This window comes from Pseudomonas sp. NFACC25, assembly GCF_900100935.1.
Lineage (GTDB): Bacteria > Pseudomonadota > Gammaproteobacteria > Pseudomonadales > Pseudomonadaceae > Aquipseudomonas > Aquipseudomonas marginalis.
The window spans coordinates 129,445-148,122 of record NZ_FMUC01000014.1 but is presented as its reverse complement, the minus strand read 5'-3'; the positions used below and the strand labels follow the sequence as shown (position 1 = coordinate 148,122).

The 18,678-nt window shown below is 61.6% G+C and carries 16 protein-coding genes; 12 read left to right on the top strand and 4 right to left on the bottom strand.

Annotated features, from left to right (window positions below; translation table 11 throughout):
- Positions 1 to 42: 42 nt before the first annotated feature.
- Positions 43 to 2,529, top strand: a complete 2,487-nt coding sequence (locus tag BLQ09_RS25540; RefSeq protein ID WP_092358966.1) for a circularly permuted type 2 ATP-grasp protein — start codon at positions 43 to 45, stop codon at positions 2,527 to 2,529.
- Positions 2,529 to 3,419: a transglutaminase family protein gene (locus BLQ09_RS25535; RefSeq protein WP_092358964.1), complete on the top strand. Its 891-nt coding sequence runs from the start codon at positions 2,529 to 2,531 to the stop codon at positions 3,417 to 3,419. Before BLQ09_RS25540 ends, BLQ09_RS25535 begins: the two co-directional genes overlap by 1 nt.
- A gap of 46 nt (positions 3,420 to 3,465) precedes the next feature.
- Here the strand turns inward: BLQ09_RS25535 and BLQ09_RS25530 are convergent, their stop codons facing one another.
- Complete coding sequence (locus BLQ09_RS25530; protein WP_027607695.1) at positions 3,466 to 3,648, bottom strand: hypothetical protein; 183 nt, start codon at positions 3,646 to 3,648, stop codon at positions 3,466 to 3,468.
- Between the two features lie 332 nt (positions 3,649 to 3,980).
- Here BLQ09_RS25530 and azu point away from each other — a divergent pair, with 332 nt between their 5' ends.
- Entirely contained in the window at positions 3,981 to 4,427 is a 447-nt protein-coding gene (gene azu, locus BLQ09_RS25525) for an azurin (RefSeq protein WP_027607696.1), read from the top strand.
- Positions 4,428 to 4,501: 74 nt separating this feature from the next.
- Here azu and nadE read toward each other — a convergent pair whose 3' ends face one another.
- The 3 genes from nadE to BLQ09_RS25510 all read right to left on the bottom strand — a co-directional run bounded on the left by nadE (position 4,502) and on the right by BLQ09_RS25510 (position 7,658).
- Positions 4,502 to 5,329 (bottom strand): ammonia-dependent NAD(+) synthetase, encoded by an 828-nt coding sequence (nadE, locus tag BLQ09_RS25520; RefSeq protein ID WP_027607697.1) that lies wholly within the window; start codon positions 5,327 to 5,329, stop codon positions 4,502 to 4,504.
- 3 nt (positions 5,330 to 5,332) lie between these two features.
- The gene (pncB, locus tag BLQ09_RS25515; protein ID WP_012721934.1) at positions 5,333 to 6,547 is read right to left on the bottom strand and encodes a nicotinate phosphoribosyltransferase; all 1,215 of its coding nucleotides are present in this window, start codon (positions 6,545 to 6,547) and stop codon (positions 5,333 to 5,335) included.
- 220 nt (positions 6,548 to 6,767) lie between these two features.
- Positions 6,768 to 7,658 carry a LysR family transcriptional regulator gene (locus BLQ09_RS25510; RefSeq protein ID WP_092358962.1) on the bottom strand — a complete coding sequence of 297 codons (891 nt, stop codon included), beginning with the start codon at positions 7,656 to 7,658 and terminating at the stop codon, positions 6,768 to 6,770.
- A gap of 153 nt (positions 7,659 to 7,811) precedes the next feature.
- Between BLQ09_RS25510 and BLQ09_RS25505 the strand changes: the two genes are divergently transcribed.
- The 9 genes from BLQ09_RS25505 (at position 7,812) to BLQ09_RS25460 (ending at position 18,667) form a co-directional block, all read left to right on the top strand.
- Positions 7,812 to 9,302: an L-piperidine-6-carboxylate dehydrogenase gene (locus BLQ09_RS25505; RefSeq protein WP_092358960.1), complete on the top strand. Its 1,491-nt coding sequence runs from the start codon at positions 7,812 to 7,814 to the stop codon at positions 9,300 to 9,302.
- Between the two features lie 60 nt (positions 9,303 to 9,362).
- Positions 9,363 to 10,646: an L-pipecolate oxidase gene (locus tag BLQ09_RS25500; protein WP_092358958.1), complete on the top strand. Its 1,284-nt coding sequence runs from the start codon at positions 9,363 to 9,365 to the stop codon at positions 10,644 to 10,646.
- Positions 10,647 to 11,020: 374 nt separating this feature from the next.
- Positions 11,021 to 12,157 (top strand): branched-chain amino acid ABC transporter substrate-binding protein, encoded by a 1,137-nt coding sequence (locus BLQ09_RS25495; protein WP_027607701.1) that lies wholly within the window; start codon positions 11,021 to 11,023, stop codon positions 12,155 to 12,157.
- Between the two features lie 183 nt (positions 12,158 to 12,340).
- A complete protein-coding gene (locus BLQ09_RS25490) occupies positions 12,341 to 13,255 on the top strand; it encodes an ABC transporter permease subunit (protein ID WP_003236186.1) in 915 nt (304 codons plus the stop codon).
- A 2-nt stretch (positions 13,256 to 13,257) separates the two neighbouring features.
- Positions 13,258 to 14,535: a high-affinity branched-chain amino acid ABC transporter permease LivM gene (gene livM, locus BLQ09_RS25485; protein ID WP_092358956.1), complete on the top strand. Its 1,278-nt coding sequence runs from the start codon at positions 13,258 to 13,260 to the stop codon at positions 14,533 to 14,535.
- Complete coding sequence (locus tag BLQ09_RS25480; RefSeq protein WP_053134493.1) at positions 14,532 to 15,407, top strand: ABC transporter ATP-binding protein; 876 nt, start codon at positions 14,532 to 14,534, stop codon at positions 15,405 to 15,407. The genes livM and BLQ09_RS25480 overlap by 4 nt, the downstream gene beginning before the upstream one ends.
- Positions 15,404 to 16,120: an ABC transporter ATP-binding protein gene (locus tag BLQ09_RS25475; protein WP_027607704.1), complete on the top strand. Its 717-nt coding sequence runs from the start codon at positions 15,404 to 15,406 to the stop codon at positions 16,118 to 16,120. Before BLQ09_RS25480 ends, BLQ09_RS25475 begins: the two co-directional genes overlap by 4 nt.
- 726 nt (positions 16,121 to 16,846) lie before the next feature.
- Positions 16,847 to 17,611 carry an SDR family oxidoreductase gene (locus BLQ09_RS25465; protein WP_092358968.1) on the top strand — a complete coding sequence of 255 codons (765 nt, stop codon included), beginning with the start codon at positions 16,847 to 16,849 and terminating at the stop codon, positions 17,609 to 17,611.
- Positions 17,612 to 17,761: 150 nt separating this feature from the next.
- Entirely contained in the window at positions 17,762 to 18,667 is a 906-nt protein-coding gene (locus BLQ09_RS25460) for a cation diffusion facilitator family transporter (RefSeq protein ID WP_092358954.1), read from the top strand.
- Positions 18,668 to 18,678 lie beyond the last annotated feature (11 nt).

Genomic DNA, 18,678 nt, shown 5'->3' with positions numbered 1-18,678 from the left:
ATTTGAATTAAACTGAGCCCCTTTGCCTCTGCCGAGCGTTCCATGCCCGACTTGCTCGACCAATACCCGCTGACCGCGGGTACTTATCACGAACTGCTGGACGACAGTGGCGCAGTACGCGCCCATTGGCAGCGCTTGCTCGATCACCTGCAACGCAGCACACCCGCGCAACTGGCCCAGCGCCAGGCGCTGCTGACAAGGCAGATCCAGGAAAACGGCGTCACCTATAACGTCTACGCCGACCCCAAGGGCGCCGATCGCCCGTGGGAACTGGACCTGCTGCCCCATGTGCTGGCGGCCGATGAATGGCAGCAGCTGTCAGCCGGTATCGCCCAGCGTGCGCGCCTGCTCAACGCCGTACTGGCGGACCTCTACGGGCCGCAACGCTTGATCAAGGAAGGCCTGCTGCCGGCCGAGCTGGTGTTCGGGCATAACAATTTCCTCTGGCCGTGCCAGGGCATCCAACCGCCTGATGGTGCGTTTCTGCACCTGTATGCCGTGGATCTGGCGCGTACCCCGGATGGCCGCTGGTGGGTCACCGCCGACCGCACGCAGGCGCCTTCGGGCGCCGGTTATGCGTTGGAAAACCGCACCATCGTGTCCCGCGCCTTCCCGGACCTGTACCGTGATCTGCAGGTGCAGCACCTCACCGGTTTCTTCCGCACGCTCCAGGAAACCCTGGCCCGCCAGGCGCCGAGCGATGACCAGCCGCCGCTGATCGTGCTGCTCACCCCTGGGCGTTTCAACGAAAGCTATTTCGAACACCTGTACCTCGCGCGCCAGCTCGGCTACCCGCTGGTGGAAGGCGGCGACCTCACGGTGCGCGACAGCACGGTGTTCCTGAAAACCCTCAGTGGCCTGCGCCGGGTGCACGCGATCATGCGTCGCCTCGACGACGATTTCTGTGATCCACTGGAATTGCGCACCGACTCCGCTCTCGGCGTGCCCGGCCTGCTCGACGCCGCGCGCCAGGGCAATGTGCTGGTGGCCAATGCCCTGGGCAGCGGCGTGCTGGAATCCCCCGGTTTGCTCGGCTTTCTGCCCAGGATCAACCAGTTCCTGTTTGGCGAAGAGTTGATCCTGCCGTCCATCGCCACCTGGTGGTGCGGTGAGGCGCCGGTGCTCGCCGAAGCCCTGGAGAAACTGCCGGAACTGCTGATCAAACCAGCGTTTCCGTCGCAAAGTTTCACCCCGGTATTCGGTCGCGACTTGAACGACGAGCAACGCCAGGCCCTGGCCGAACGCATGCGTGCGCGGCCGTACGCCTACGTTGCCCAGGAGCTGGCGCAACTGTCCCAGGCACCGGTGTGGCACACCGTGGAGGATCACCTGCAACACCGCGCCATCGGCATGCGCGTGTATGCCGTGGCCAGCGCGGAGGGCTACCGCGTACTGCCCGGCGGCCTGACCCGCGTGGCGGCCGACGCCGATGCCGAAGTGGTGTCGATGCAGCGCGGCGGCGCCAGCAAGGACACCTGGGTGCTGGGCGAACGCGCCAGCAGTGGCGAGCATTGGCGCGCCCAGCGCGCGATCGGTGCACACGACCTGGTGCGCCGCGACCCTTATCTGCCGTCCCGCGTGGTGGAAAACCTGTTCTGGTTCGGCCGTTACTGCGAACGCTGCGACGACAGCGCACGCTGGCTGCGCATCGTGCTGGCGCGCTATGTCGACGGCGATGACCCCCTGGCCTTGCAGGCGGCGGTCGAGTTGGGTGAAAACCTGCGCCTGCTGCCGGAGGAGGGCGAGCTGCCCGAGCGTTTGCAGGCGGCCTTGCTCGGCGATGATTGGCCGTCGAGCCTGCGCGCCAACCTGCAACGCTTGCAGTGGGCGGCGTCCCAGGTGCGCGGCAAGTTGTCCCGTGAGAACTGGCAGGCCCTGGTGGAGCTGCAGCGCGAAGCCCTGGAGCTGGAGAGCGAAAGCCCGGATTTTGGTGAGTTGCTGGACTTCCTCAACCGCCTGGTGATGTCCCTGGCGGCGCTGTCCGGGTTTGCTCTGGACGACATGACCCGCGACGAAGGCTGGCGCTTCCTGATGATGGGCCGGCGCATCGAGCGCCTGCAATTTCTCAGCAGCAGCCTGGCGGCATTCCTGCGCGGCGTGGCGGTGTTCGATCAAGCGGGCCTGGAGTGGTTGCTGGAGCTGGGCAACAGCAGCATCACCTACCGCTCGCGCTACCTGGCGGTGCCGCAGCTGATCCCGGTACTCGACCTGCTGCTGCTGGACGAGCAAAACCCCCACGCGGTGCTGTTCCAGCTCAAGCTGGTGAGCCGCACGCTGCGACGTCTCAACGACGATTTTGGTGTGCCTCGGGAAACCGGCCTGGGCCCATTGGTGGAGCGCCTGGCGCGTTTCGACCTGGCGTGCCTGGAGAACCCGTTGTTTGGCGAATCCAGCGTGCGTGCCGCACTGGAAGGCCTGGCCGACCTGCTGCAGGCGGTCGCCGATGAGAGTGGGCAGGTATCGGATCGTCTGGCTTTGCGCCACTTTGCCCATGTGGATGATGTCAGTCAGCAAACGGTGTCGGTGTGATGAGTGCGCGCTACCAGATTTTCCACGATACCCATTACCACTACGACAGCCCGGTGTCCCTGGCCCAGCAGCTCGCGCATTTATGGCCGAGGCCGTGCGCCTGGCAGCGTTGCAGCGCCCAGCAACTGGATATCAGCCCGCCGCCGTCGTCACGCCGGGATGAGCTGGACGTGTTCGGCAACCCGATCACCCGCCTGGCGTTCGAGCGGCCTCATGATGAATTACTGGTGAACGCCGGGCTGACCGTGGAAGTGCTGGCGCGGCCGGTGCTGGATTTCCAGCAGTCGCCCGCCTGGGACCAGACCCGCGACAGCCTGACCTACGGCAGCCAGCCGCTGTCGCTTGAGTTGATCGAAGCCTGTCGCTATCGCTTCGAATCGCCCTACGTGCACTTGAAGAAAACCTTCGTCGAATTTTCCGAAAGCTGTTTTCCCCCTGGCAAACCGTTGCTGTTGGGTGTGCAGGCGCTGATGGAAAAGATCTTCAGTGAATTCACCTTCGATGCCGAAGCCACCCAGGTCGCCACGCCGCTGGTGGAAGTGCTGGAGCGTCGCCGCGGCGTGTGCCAGGACTTCGCCCACCTGATGCTCGCCTGCCTGCGCTCGCGCGGCCTGGCGGCGCGTTACATCAGCGGCTACCTGCTCACCCAGCCACCACCCGGCCAGCCACGGCTGATCGGCGCCGATGCCTCCCACGCATGGGTCTCGGTGTATTGCCCGGTATCGGGCTGGGTGGATTTCGATCCGACGAACAATGTGCAACCGGCACTGGAGCACATCACCCTGGCCTGGGGCCGGGACTTCTCCGATGTGTCGCCGTTGCGTGGGGTGATTCTGGGGGGAGGGAGCCATGACCCGGAGGTGCGGGTGACGGTGATGCCGCTGGAATAGCAGGGGAGCGTGGTGAGCCGGGGTGGCCTGCTCACCACAACGAAAATTATTCAGCTGGATCTTTTGGTGTTTCAGTCTCGTCGTTCGTTACTTCACCATCAGCATCCGGGTTGAGTGCGCCCGCTTCTTCATCTACCGCGGCTTTCTTGCGTTGCAGTTTTTCCTCTTTCTTCTGTTCCTTGGCCAAGTCTCTCTGACGTTTGGCGAAGGAGTAATTAGGTTTGGCCATGGGCGATCCTCTAGGGTCGAAGGTGAGGGTGGCGGCGCGCAGCTGCCTTGGGACGACATGGTAGCAGCTTCAAGGGGCGCTTGGCCTTCACTTACCGCAGGCGTACGCGGCCAGGAGGCCATTGAACAGTTGGTTGAGGTGCATGGCTCGGGCTCCAGTGGGTGATGGGCCGATCATAGACAGCCTGCGGCACTTTGGCTGGTTGATTGTGTCGATAAGTCTGATAGCCTAAAGTTGTATACAATCTGTTGATTCAGGTCATAAGAGTTTTTGCCTGCCTCAGGCACCCTTGTCGCATTACGCGTTGTTTAAACCCTGCCTTGGAGATTCACATGTTTGCCAAACTCGTTGCTGTTTCCCTGCTGACTCTGGCCAGCGGCCAGTTGCTTGCTGCAGAGTGCAAGGTCACCGTCGACTCCACTGACCAGATGTCCTTCAACACCAAGGAAATCACGATCGACAAGAGCTGCAAGACGTTCACTGTCGAGCTGACTCACTCCGGCAGCCTGCCGAAAAACGTCATGGGCCATAACTGGGTGTTGACCAGCGCCGCCAACATGCAGCCGGTTGCCACTGATGGCATGGCTGCTGGCATCGACAAGAACTACCTGAAAGAGGGTGACGACCGCATCATCGCCCACACCAAGATCATCGGTGCCGGCGAGAAGGATTCGGTGACCTTCGATGTCTCGAAACTGGCGGCCGGTACGGATTACGCGTTCTTCTGCTCGTTCCCAGGCCACATCTCGATGATGAAAGGCACTGTGGTCTTGAAGTAAGACCGCGTTATCGTTCATCGGGGGCTTGCCCCCGATGACTGCCTGCCAATCAACACACCACTATCTGGCTCACCTCACGGCGCAAACGGCATCACCCGCTTGTGCTCGGTCTTGCGGTACGTCTCGCAGATGATCCGGAACGCTTCCTCGCGCACCGGCTCACCGTGCAGGAACGCATCGATCTCGGCATAGGTCACGCCATGTGACGCTTCATCCGGCTTGCCTGGCGACAGGTCTTCCAGATCGGCCGTCGGCACCTTCTCCACCAACGACTCCGGCGCACCAAAGAACCGCGCAATCGCGCGTACCTGGTTTTTCACCAGGCCGCTCAACGGCGCCAGGTCGCAGGCGCCATCACCGAACTTGGTGAAAAAGCCCATCACCGCTTCCGCCGCATGGTCGGTACCGATCACCAGGCCGCTGGCCGCGCCGGCGATGGTGTACTGCGCCACCATGCGCATGCGCGCCTTGGTGTTGCCGAGCACGAAGTCGCGGGACACCGCCGCCTTGCCTTCAAACGCCGCCACTTCATTGGCCAGGGCTTTCACCGCCGGGCCGATGTTCACGGTGTGGCGCTCGTCCGGGTCGATAAAGTCCACCGAGGCCTGGGCATCGATTTCATCGAACTGGGTTTCGTAGGGCAGGCGCACGGCGATAAAGCGGTAGGCCTCGTCACCGGTACGGGAGCGCAGTTCCTGCATCGCGCGTTGGGCCAAGAGGCCGGCAGTCAGGGAGTCGACGCCGCCGCTGATGCCCAGCACCAGTGTCTTGAGCCCGGAATTACGCAGGCAGTCCTGGATAAACGCTACGCGCCGGGCGACCTCGGCCTCGAGGGCGGCCTGGTCCTTGAACGGTGCTTGGACCTTGAGCTGTTCAGCAATCTCACGCTGTACGGCTTGCATGATTCACTCCTTGCTAGAGATGGCAGGTACTTTGAAAACATGACGCAAATAGGCGACAAAATTCGGGTCGGTGCAGTGGGTCTTGCCCGCTTCATCGGAGATCTTCGCGACGGGCTGGCCATTGCAGGCGGTCATTTTAAGCACGATGCTCATCGGTTCCACCCCTGGAATATCGCAGGTCAGGTTGGTGCCGATGCCGAAGCTCACATTAATGCGACCACGCAGCGCGCGGAATATTTCCAAGGCCTTGGGCAACGACAGGCTGTCGGAGAACACCAGGGTCTTGCTCATCGGCTCGATGCCCAGCTTGTGGTAGTGGGCGATGGCTTTTTCGGCCCACTGCACCGGGTCGCCGGAGTCATGGCGCAGGCCATCGAACAGCTTGGCGAAGTACAAGTCGAAGTCGCCAAGGAAGGCGTCGGTGGTGATGCAATCGGTCAGGGCGATACCCAGCAGGCCACGGTATTCGCGGACCCAACAGTCGAGGGCGGCGATCTGGCTGTCGATCAGGCGCGGGCCGAGTTGCTGGTGGGCCATGATCCATTCATGGGCCATGGTGCCCAGTGGCTTCATATCGAACTCGCGGGCCAGGTGTACGTTGCTGGTGCCGACAAAACGCCCGGGGAAGTCATGCTTGAGCACGCTGACCACCTCTTCCTGCACGCGGTACGAGAAGCGTCGGCGCGTGCCGAAGTCGGCTACTTGCAGCTCGGACAGCTCATCGCTGCTGGCGTTGGCCGTCAGCCAGTCGAACTTGCGGTACAGCTGCTCGCGGGCCTGTTCGAGGATCACCGTCTGGTAACGGTAGCGGTTGCGCACTTCGCTGACGATCGCCAGCATCGGCACTTCAAACAGAATCACATGCAGCCACGGCCCGCGCAGGCGGATAAACAACTCGCCGTTCTCGATGCCGGTCTGCACATAGCGCAGGTTGAAGCGAAACAGCCCGAGAAAGCGCAAAAAGTCCGGCTTCATAAAGCTGATGCGTTCCAGGAACCCCAGTTGATCCGGGCTCAAGCTCAGCTCGGCGAGGCGCTCGATCTGGTAGCGGATCTCCGCCAGGTACGGGCGCAGGTCTTCGCTGTTGCGGCAACGAAACTCCCATTCAACTTCCACATTGGGGTAGTTGTGCAGCACCGCCTGCATCATGGTCAGCTTGTAGAAGTCGGTGTCGAGCAAGTTCTGCACGATGCGATCGGCAAACACACTCTCGCTCATAACGGGAATCTCCAGACAGGTCGGCGATGGGGGCGGACCTTTACGCATAATTAAGGAAGAGGGCTAGTGGCGCATAGACGCGGGTAGGTTTGCCAGTGATTTTTTTCCAAGGCCACTGGCGCCATCGGGGGCAAGCCCCCTCCCACACTTGGAATGCGTTCCAGATGTGGGAGGGGCGGTGCGACGATTCGACTTGCTCCCGATAGCGATTTTCCAGGCGCTAAATAACCTGCTCCATCATCCACTTCACAAACTCCCGCACCTTGGGCACCTCCGCCGCGTGTTCCGGGAAGGCCAGGTAATAAGCGTCGTGGCTGGGCATTGCATGCTGCCAGGGGATCACCAGCTTGCCGTCGGCCAGTTCTTCTTCCACCAGAAAGCGCGGCAACAAGGCCACGCCGCAACCGACCTGCGCCGCACGAATGCACATATAAAAGGTGTCGAAACGCGGCCCGTGGTAGCTGTGTTCGGTGTGATAACCCTGGTCGGCAAACCAGTCGTGCCAGCCCTGGGGGCGCGAGGCGTTTTGCAGCAGCACCAGGTCGCTCAGTTGCGTGGGATCGGTGAACGGCTGCGCCGGCAGGCTTTCCGGGGCGCACACCGGCACCAGCTCTTCGCTGAACAGTTTCAGGCTCTCGGTGCCGGGGCGCGAGCCCTGGCCGAAGTAGAAGGCCATGTCGGCCTTGCCTTGCAGCAGTTCGTCCGGCTCCTGTTCGTTGCACAGGTCCAGGTGGATCTGCGGGTGGCGCAGTCGCCAGCCCTTGAGGCGCGGCACCAGCCAGCGCGCGCCAAAGGTGTAGGGGGTGGACACGCGCAACACTTCGGTCTCGCCGCCATAGGAGCGCAGGTAGTGGGTGGACATCTCCACCTGCGTGAGGATCTTGCGTACTTCCACCAGGTACAGGTCACCTGCCGGAGTCATCTGCAAGCGGCGGCGTACGCGGCGGAACAGCAGGTGCTGGAGTAATTCCTCCAACTGCGCGACCTGTTTGCTCACTGCGCTTTGCGTGAGGTTCAGCTCCTCGGCGGCGCGGGTGAAGCTCAGGTGGCGGGTGGCGGCCTCGAAACACTGCAGCGCGGTGATCGAGGGCAAATGTCTTTTGTTCAGCACGGCATGCCTCTTTTTATTCTTTGCATGAATAAACGGAATGATATCTCGCCTAATCGTCGTTTGTTGGCAAGTCTTGGGCCAGCTACAAATAAGGCCTGGATCGCCGTGCGTGCCGCGGTGCGATTTTTTGTTCGAAGATTAAAGGAGTGACCCATGGTTGCCGCATTGCTTGATCGTCTCGGGGTAAACCCGGCGCTGTACCAGGCGGGTAAACAACCCGTGCATTCGCCCATTGATGGCAGCCGTATCGGCAGTGTGCACTGGGAAGGTGCCGCCGAGGTGGAGCAACAGGTCAGTCGCGCCGAGCATGCATTCGAGGCCTGGCGCAACGTGCCGGCCCCCCGTCGCGGCGAGTTGGTGCGCCAGTTCGGCGATGTCCTGCGTCAATACAAGGCCGATCTGGGCGAGCTTGTGTCCTGGGAAGCCGGCAAGATCACCCAGGAAGGCCTGGGTGAAGTGCAGGAAATGATCGACATCTGCGACTTCGCCGTGGGCCTGTCGCGCCAGCTGTACGGCTTGACCATCGCCTCCGAGCGCCCAGGCCACCATATGCGTGAAACCTGGCACCCGCTGGGCGTGGTCGGGGTGATCAGCGCCTTCAACTTCCCGGTGGCCGTGTGGGCGTGGAACACCACACTGGCGCTGGTGTGCGGTAACGCAGTGATCTGGAAACCGTCGGAAAAGACCCCGCTCACCGCCCTGGCGTGCCAGGCGCTGTTCGAGCGTGTGCTGAAGAATTTCAAGGACGCGCCGCAATACCTGAGCCAGGTCATCATCGGCGGCCGCGATGCCGGCGCTGCGCTGGTGGATGACCCGCGCGTGGCCCTGATCAGCGCCACCGGCAGCACCCGCATGGGCCGCGAAGTGGCGCCGAAAGTTGCCGCGCGGTTTGCCCGCAGCATCCTCGAACTGGGCGGCAACAACGCCATGATCCTCGGCCCGAGTGCCGACCTGGACATGGCCGTACGCGCCATCCTGTTCAGCGCCGTCGGCACCGCCGGCCAGCGCTGCACCACCCTGCGCCGCCTGATCGCCCACGAGTCGGTCAAGGAAGAAATCGTCACCCGCCTCAAGGCCGCCTATTCCAAAGTGCGCATCGGCCACCCGCTGGAGGGCAACCTGATTGGCCCGCTGATCGACAAGCATGGCTTCGACGCTATGCAGGACGCCCTGGAGCAGGCCTTGAGTGAGGGCGGCAAGGTGTTCGGCGGCAAGCGCCAGCTGGAAGACAAGTTCCCCAACGCCTACTACGTGTCGCCGGCCATTGTCGAAATGCCTGAGCAGAGCGATGTGGTGTGCACCGAAACCTTTGCGCCGATTCTGTATGTCGTCGGCTACAAGGACTTCGCCGAAGCCCTGCGCCTGAACAACGCCGTGCCCCAAGGCCTGTCGTCGTGCATCTTCACCACTGACGTGCGCGAGGCCGAGCAATTCATGTCGGCGGTGGGCAGCGACTGCGGAATCGCCAACGTCAACATCGGCCCGAGCGGCGCGGAGATTGGCGGCGCGTTTGGCGGTGAGAAAGAGACCGGTGGCGGGCGCGAGTCGGGTTCGGATGCATGGCGCGGGTATATGCGCCGCCAGACCAATACCGTGAACTACTCGCTGGAGTTGCCACTGGCTCAAGGCATCACCTTCGACTGACCTCCTCAAGACGGAATGCGGTCAAGATTGTTGTTTGTTGGGTCTCACCGGAGTCTGGCAATGGCACTACGCGAAACATGTTTGTGGGAACACCTCACCCCTGGCCGGCCGGACCGTGCCGCGCTCCAGGGCGAGGTCAAGGTGGATGTGTGCGTGATCGGCGCCGGGATCACTGGTTTGTCCGCCGCCATTCATTTGCTGGAACAGGGTAAAAGCGTCGCCGTGCTGGAGGCTCATCGCACCGGCCACGGTGGTTCGGGGCGCAACGTCGGGTTGGTGAATGCCGGCCTGTGGATCCCCCCGGACGAGATCGAAGCCGGTTTCGGCGAAACGGTGGGCAGCCAGCTCAACCGCATGCTCGGCGCGGCACCGTCGCTGGTGTTCAGCCTGATCGACAAATACACCATCGATTGCCAATTGCGCCGCGAGGGCACCTTGCACATGGCACATAACGCCCGTGGCGAGGCGGATTTGCGCAGTCGTGAAGAGCAGTGGAAGCGCCGTGGCGCGCCGGTGGAATTGCTCACCGGCGAGGCCTGCGAACACGCCACCGGCACCAAGAAAATCGCTGCCGCCTTGCTGGACCGGCGTGCCGGCACCTTGAACCCGATGGCCTACACCAGCGGTTTGGCGAATGCCGCCGTGGGACTTGGCGGGCAGTTGTTCGACCATTCGCCGGTCACCCGGTTGGAGCGCCAAGGTGCGAGCTGGTCCGTTCAGACCGCCAGCGGTTCGGTGCAGGCTGCACAAGTGGTCATCGCTTCCAACGCCTACACCGAAGGTGAGTGGACCGAGCTGCGACGCAATTTTTTCCCCGGCTACTACTACCAGGTCGCCTCCGCGCCGCTGACCGACGCCGCCGCCGAGCAGATTCTGCCCGGCGGCCAAGGCTCATGGGACACGCGCCAGGTACTGAGCAGCATCCGCCGCGATGCCGATGGCCGCCTGTTGCTCGGCAGCCTGGGCAACGGTAACCAGAAACCGGCCTGGTTCCTCAAGGCGTGGGCTGATCGGGTGCAGCAACATTACTTCCCGTACCTCAAATCGGTGCAATGGGAATTCACCTGGACCGGCTGCATCGCCTTCACCCCCGATCACCTGATGCGCCTGTTCGAGCCCGCCCCCGGCCTGGTGGCGGTAACCGGCTATAACGGGCGCGGCGTGACCACCGGCAGCGTGGTCGGCAAGGCGTTCGCCGACTATCTATGTCACCAGGATCCCCAAGCCTTGCCGATTCCGTTTGCACCCATGCAACCGCTGGCCGGGGTTGGGCTGCGCAGTTGCCTGTATGAAGCCGGATTTTCGCTGTATCACGCCGGGCAATGCCTGAGGATCGTGATCTGATCAGCGAAATACCGCTCAGAAGCCTGCATTTTCTTAGCCGGCTACTAATCTGTATTGGTGCAGGTCGTAGCAGTTGCGCACTGTAAATGTGCAGTTCCGTTACGCAGGCTGTTACAGCTGTAGGAACTGTCGTTTATTGCTTTGGTTGCAGGTGCGACCCGTCAGGGTTGTACTTTTTCGGCCCATGGGTTGCACCTATTGATGCTAGAGGGTTGCACGTCCTGGCGAGCGGAGCCGAAACGCCTGCAATAACAATGACACCGTGTCTTTTTGAAGAATAAAAACGTAATGGCACGAGGCTTGCTCTGGGCTTTCAGTGAAAAGTTTGAACGCAAGTTGTCGTGCCAAAAATCAAAAATATCGGAGCACCACTCATGTCCCAGACGTTTTACAAGAAAGGTTTTCTGGCCCTCGCCGTTGCAGCGGCGCTGGGTGTTTCTACGTTTGTTCAAGCTGATGTGAAGATTGGCGTTGCGGGGCCGATGACCGGCGCCAACGCCTCGTTCGGTGAGCAGTACATGAAGGGTGCCCAGGCGGCAGCCGAGGTGATCAACAAGGCCGGTGGCATCAACGGCGAGAAAGTCGTGCTGGTGGCAGGCGACGACGCATGCGAACCCAAGCAGGCCGTGGCCGTGGCCAACCGCCTGGCTGACCAGGACAAAGTGATTGGCGTAGTCGGGCACTTCTGCTCGTCGAACACCATCCCGGCCTCCGAGGTCTACGACGAAGCGGGCATCATCGCGATCACCCCCGGTTCTACCAACCCACAAGTGACCGAACGCGGCCTGGGCGCCATGTTCCGTATGTGCGGGCGTGACGACCAGCAAGGCATCGTCGCCGGCGACTACATCGTCGACGTGCTCAAGGGCAAGAAAGTCGCCGTCATCAACGACAAGGACACCTACGGCAAAGGCCTGGCCGACGCCACCGCTGCCCAGTTGACCAAGCGCGGCGTCAAGCCGGTGCTGGAAGAAGGCCTGACCCGTGGCGAGAAAGACTTCAGTGCGCTGGTCACCAAGATCCGCTCCCTGGGCGCCGACGTCGTGTACTTCGGTGGCCTGCACCCGGAAGCCGGTCCATTGGTTCGCCAGATTCGTGAAGCGGGCCTGAAGGACGTCAAGTTCATGTCCGATGACGGCGTAGTGACCGATGAACTGGTGGCCACCGCCGGCGGCGCGCAATACGTCGATGGCGTGTACATGACCTTTGGCGCCGACCCGCGCCTGCTGCCGGACAGCAAGGCCGTGGTGGAAGAGTTCCGCAAGGCCGGCTACGAGCCTGAGGGCTACACCCTGTACGCCTACGCCTCGCTGCAGGCCCTGGCTGCCGGCTTCAACGGCGCCAAGTCCAACAAGGGCGAAGACGCGGCCAAATGGCTGAAAGCGCACCCGGTCAAAACCGTGATGGGCGAGAAGACCTGGGACGCGAAGGGCGACCTGAAAGTCTCCGACTACGTGGTTTACCAGTGGGATAAAGACGGCAAATACCACCAGCTGGAAAAGCAGAAGTAATCCATGTGGGAGGGGGCTTGCCCCCGATAGCGGTGGGTCAGTCAACAGTTGTTCAGCTGACCCACCGCATCGGGGGCAAGCCCCCTCCCACATTGGGACAGCGTTGTTATTGAGATCTGTCTTTTCCTCCAGAAGCGCCGCACACCGATTGGTGTGCAGGTGCTCACCGCGTGAGATTGCGTTATGGATGGTATTTTCCTGCAGCAACTGGTCAACGGCCTGACCCTCGGGTCGGTCTATGGCCTGATCGCCATCGGCTACACAATGGTCTATGGCATCATTGGCATGATCAACTTCGCCCACGGCGAGGTTTATATGATTTCCGCTTACCTCGCGGCGATCAGTCTGGCACTGCTGGCTTACTTCGGCATCGAATCCTTCCCGCTGCTCATTCTCGGCACCCTGATCTTCACCGTGGTCGTCACCGGCGTATACGGTTGGGTCATCGAACGGGTCGCCTACAAACCGCTGCGCAACTCCACCCGCCTGGCTCCGCTGATCAGCGCCATCGGCATCTCCCTGATCCTGCAGAACTACGCGCAGATCGCCCAGGGCGCGAAACAACAAGGCATTCCAACCCTGCTGGCCGGCGCCTGGCGCGTCGACATCGGCAGCGGGTTCGTCCAACTCACGTACACCAAGGTCTTCATCCTAGTGGCGGCGTTTGCCGGCATGGCGTTGCTCACCTACATCATCAAGTACACCAAGCTCGGCCGCATGTGCCGCGCCACCCAGCAAGACCGCAAGATGGCCTCGATCCTGGGGATCAACACCGACCGCGTGATCTCCTACGTGTTTGTCATCGGTGCCGCCATGGCGGCCCTGGCCGGCGTGCTGATCACCCTCAACTACGGCACGTTCGACTTCTATGCCGGCTTCATCATCGGCATCAAGGCGTTTACCGCAGCGGTACTCGGCGGCATCGGTTCCCTGCCTGGGGCGATGCTGGGCGGGATCATCCTGGGTATTTCCGAGTCGTTGTTCTCGGGGTTGATCAACTCCGACTACAAAGACGTGTTCAGTTTCTCCCTGCTGGTGGTGATTCTGATTTTCCGTCCCCAGGGCCTGCTTGGTCGCCCACTCGTGGCTAAGGTGTAAACATGTCTGCTGCCAAACCCATCGATATCAAGAAAAGTGTGGTCGATACGGTCCTTGCCGGGCTGATTTCGTTGATCGTGTTCGGTCCGATCGTCGGCGTGGTCCTCGACGGCTACAGCTTCAACCTGGAACCGGTCCGTGTGGCTACCCTGGTTGCCATCGTGATGGCCGGGCGCTTTGCCCTCAGCCTGTTCCTGCAAACCCCCAAGGGCCTGAAGATTCTGCAGGGCTTCGAGAGCAGCGGCTCCGGCGTGCATGTACTGCCACCGGACTACAAGTCGCGGCTGCGCTGGATCATCCCGGCGCTGATCGTGATCGCCATCGTGTTCCCGATCTTCGCCAACAAGTACCTGCTGACCGTGGTGATCCTCGGGCTGATCTACGTATTGCTGGGCCTGGGCCTGAACATCGTGGTCGGCCTGGCCGGGCTGCTCGACCTGGGTTACGTGGCGTTCTACGCCATCGGTGCCTACGGCCTGGCGCTGGGTTATCAATACCTCGGCCTGGGCTTCTGGAGCGTGTTGCCGCTGGCAGCCATCGCAGCGGCTTTAGCGGGGTGCATACTCGGCTTCCCGGTGCTGCGAATGCACGGTGACTACCTGGCCATCGTGACCCTGGGCTTCGGTGAAATCATTCGCCTGGTGCTCAACAACTGGCTGTCATTCACCGGCGGCCCCAACGGTATGCCGGTGCCTTCGCCGACCTTCCTGGGCCTGGAGTTCGGGCGCAAGGCCAAGGAGGGCGGGGTTCCGTTCCACGAGTTCTTCGGCATCGATTACAACCCCAACATCAAGTTCATGTTCATCTACATCGTGCTGTTCCTGGTGGTGCTGGCCGTGCTGTACATCAAGCACCGCCTGACCCGCATGCCGGTCGGCCGCGCCTGGGAAGCCTTGCGCGAAGATGAGATCGCCTGCCGCTCCATGGGCCTGAACCACGTGCTGGTCAAGCTCTCGGCCTTCACCATCGGCGCGTCCACTGCCGGTTTGGCCGGGGTGTTCTTCGCCAGCTACCAAGGCTTCGTCAACCCGTCGTCGTTCACCTTCTTCGAGTCGGCGCTGATCCTGGCCATCGTGGTACTGGGCGGCATGGGCTCGACGGTCGGCGTGGTGATCGCGGCGTTCGTGTTGACCGTCGCGCCTGAACTGCTGCGCAGCTTCAGCGAATACCGCGTGCTGCTGTTTGGCGTGCTGATGGTGGTGATGATGATCTGGCGACCGCGCGGCCTGATCCGGATCAGCCGCACCGGTGTGACACCGCGCAAGGGGGTAGCGCCATGAGCAAGGAAGTCGTCCTCTCCGTGGAACACCTGATGATGCACTTCGGTGGCATCAAGGCCCTGAGCGATGTGAGCCTCAAGGTCGAACGCAACTCGATCTTCGCCCTGATCGGCCCCAACGGCGCGGGCAAGACCACCGTGTTCAACTGCCTCACCGGCTTCTACAAAGCCAGCGGCGGCAAGATCGAACTGAACATCCGTGGCAAGCAGACCAATGTGATCCAGCTGCTCGGCGAGCGCTTCAAGGCCGTCGACTTCGTATCGCCGAAAAGCTTCTTCAGCCGGGTGTACTACAAGATGTTCGGCGGCACCCACCTGGTCAACCGCGCCGGTCTGGCCCGGACCTTCCAGAACATTCGCCTGTTCAAGGAAATGTCGGTGCTGGAAAACCTGCTGGTGGCCCAGCACATGTGGGTCAACCGCAACATGCTGGCGGGCATCCTCAACACCAAGGGCTACCGCAAGGCCGAAAGCGATGCCCTCGACCACGCGTTCTACTGGCTCGAAGTGGTGGACCTGGTGGACTGCGCCAACCGCCTGGCCGGTGAGCTTTCCTACGGCCAGCAGCGCCGCCTGGAAATCGCCCGCGCCATGTGCACCCGGCCGCAGATCATCTGCCTGGACGAACCGGCAGCGGGCCTCAACCCCCAGGAAACCGAAGCCCTCAGCGCGATGATTCGCCTGTTGCGCGACGAACACGACCTGACGGTGGTGCTGATCGAACACGACATGGGCATGGTGATGAGTATTTCCGACCACATTGTGGTGCTGGACCACGGCAACGTGATTGCCGAAGGCGGGCCGGAAGCGATCCGCAACGACCCGAAAGTGATTGCCGCCTACCTGGGCGCTGACGAAGAGGAGCTGGTATGAGTGCACCTATCCTCGAAATGAAGGACCTGGACGTGTTCTACGGCCCTATCCAGGCCCTGAAAAAAGTCTCGCTGCACATCAACGAAGGCGAAACCGTGAGCCTGATCGGCTCCAACGGCGCGGGTAAATCCACGCTGCTGATGTCGATCTTCGGCCAGCCACGGGCCGAGTCGGGGCAGATCCTCTACAACGGCGTCGACATTACCCACAAGTCGTCCCACTACATTGCCTCCAACGGCATTGCACAGTCGCCGGAAGGGCGGCGGGTGTTCCCCGACATGACCGTCGAGGAAAACCTGCTGATGGGCACCATCCCCATTGGCGACAAGTTCGCCCAGGACGATATGCAACGCATGTTCGAGCTGTTCCCACGGCTCAAGGAACGACGTAACCAGCGCGCCATGACCATGTCCGGTGGCGAGCAGCAAATGCTCGCCATCGCCCGCGCGCTGATGAGCCGACCCAAGTTGTTGCTGCTGGACGAACCGAGCCTGGGCCTGGCGCCGATTGTGGTGAAGCAGATCTTTTCCACCCTGCGCGAGCTGGCCTCCACCGGGATGACCATCTTCCTGGTGGAGCAGAACGCCAACCATGCACTGCGTTTGTCGGACCGGGCGTATGTGATGGTCAACGGTGAGATTCGCCTTACCGGCACCGGCAAGGAGCTTTTGGTGAACGAGGAAGTGCGCAACGCTTACCTCGGTGGCCACTGATCCAAATAACGACGCAGTACCCCTGTGGGAGGGGGCAAGCCCCCTCCCACATTTGTTTTGTGTCGCCTGCAAGACCGATCCCAAATTGTGGAAAACAAATCCAGCCCCCCTCCAAAGCGCGACATATAGCCGCCGCAAATCCCTGTTTTGTCACACTTTTGACTTGTCCCCATCCACTGTGGAACCGGCTGTGGGTAACGTGGGAGTAGCTGGCTGAACCCCTTTAAAACCGTGGCTTTCAGCTGTGTGGTTGTTTTTTGATCAGTGGCTTTTTCGCGGCCGATCGAGGGGTTTGTCAACCTGTTTAAAGACACAGGTATATGACTGAAATATGTCCCGCCAGCCTGTGGATAAGTCTGTGACTAAACTCTGGAAAGACGGCCGCAGAGGCCGGAATGACTGGCCTGGAGCCATCGCTCGATTTGTCCCGCCGCCCCTGGGCCTACATACGCCTTCGTCCAGGTCAAGCAAAAAACTTTCTAAAATCGCCTGGAAGCCTTGTACACAGCGGCCTGAAGCGTTTTGCACTTGCCCCCAGAGACTGTGGGCGCAGCTGTGGATAACCTGCGCGCATATGGCTGCAAGCCACGGTTCATAAGGCTTTGCTCTGAATGATTAAAAAATGACCAGTCGTGCATGAAGTTCTGTGCATGGCGGTTGCCGCAACCGCGGCGTAAGGGCATTCTGCTGGCTGATTTTTTTCCCGATGCCCGCAAGGAGAACACCATGTCCAACACGCTGTTTATTACTGGCGCCACCTCAGGTTTCGGCGAAGCCTGCGCCCGCCGGTTTGCCGAGGCCGGCTGGAAACTGGTGCTTACCGGTCGTCGTGCCGAGCGTTTGAATGCGCTGGTCGAGGAGCTTTCCAAGCAGACCGAAGTGCACGGCCTGGTGGTGGACGTACGGGATCGCACAGGCATGGAAGACGCGATCGCCAACCTGCCGCCATCGTTCGCCACCCTGCGCGGGCTGATCAACAACGCCGGCCTGGCCGTGGGCACCGACCCGGCGCCCAAGTGCAACCTCGACGACTGGGAAACCATGGTCGACACCAACATCAAAGGCCTGCTGACCACCACCAGCCTGCTGCTGCCGCGTTTGATCGCCCATGGCCGTGGCGCCGGGATCATCAACCTGGGCTCCATCGCCGGCAGCTACCCGTACCCGGGCAGCCATGTGTATGGCGGTTCCAAGGCGTTCGTGAAGCAGTTCTCCCTGAACCTGCGGTGTGACCTGCAGGGCACCGGCGTGCGTGTGACCAACATCGAGCCGGGCCTGTGCGAAAGCGAGTTCTCCCTGGTGCGCTTCGGCGGTGACCAGGCGCGCTACGACGCGACCTACGCCGGTGCCGAGCCGATCCAGCCGCAGGACATTGCCGACACCATCTTCTGGGTGCTGAACACGCCGGCGCACGTCAACATCAACCGCCTGGAACTGATGCCGGTGAGCCAGACCTGGGCGGGGTTTGCGATTGAGCGGGGGGCCAAGTAAGGCTCTAGACCGCGTTGCTGCCATCGGGGGCTTGGCGAATCGTCGCACCGCCCCGATGGCGTCAAATCGGCCAAAACAGGCCATAAGGTACACTCCACCCCTGAAAACCCCACCGCACCCTGCGGTTTAAAGGTTTTGACGGGAGGAAATGTGAGTAACCGAGGTGAGCAGTCACTGCTCAAGCAATCGACGATCCTGATGTTCGCGGTAGCGATCGCCGGGATTGTCACGGGTGTGATATCTGGCGCCCAATCCATTCTGTTCGACGGCTTTTTCTCGCTGATCGCCACCGCCATCAAGGTGTTGATGCTGATCACGGCCAAGCTGATCGCCAAGAAAAGCAACGAGCGCTTCCAGTTCGGCTATTGGCATCTGGAGCCCATGGTGCTGCTGATCGAAGGCAGCTTCCTGCTGCTGATCGCCATCTATGCATTCCTGAACGGTGTGTTCGGCATTATCAATGGCGGGCGCGAGATCGAGTTGGGCCTGGTGATCATCTACGCGGCGGTGTTTACCGTGGTCGAGTTCGCCTACTTCTTCTATGTGCGCTATCGCAACCGCAGGCTGAAATCCTCGCTGATCCAGTTCGACAACATCAGTTGGCTGGTGGACGCGATGCTCTCGGTGGGCCTGCTGGTCAGCTTTCTCGCCGCGCTGTTGCTCAAGTCCCAGGGCTATGGCGAGTGGGCGGTGTATGTCGACCCATTGATCCTGATCCTGCTGGCCCTGAGCATGCTGGCACCGGCGTTCAAGATCCTGCGCCCGGCGTTGCGCGAGGTGCTGGGGATCGCGCCGGATCACCTGGATGACAAAGTGCGCGAGGTGATGGACGCGGCGCAGGCCAGGCATGGGTTCGATGACTACGTGTCCTACGTGCAAAAGCACGGTCGGGCGCGGTTTATCGAAATCCATGTGGTGCTGCCGGCGGATTACCCGGTGGATAACGTCGCGACCCTGGATGGGCTGCGTGAAGAGATATCCACAGGGCTGGGCGCACCGGATGCGGCGCGCTGGCTGACGATCAGCTTTACCGGGGATCGCAAGTGGATTGCGTGATGGGTCGTTAG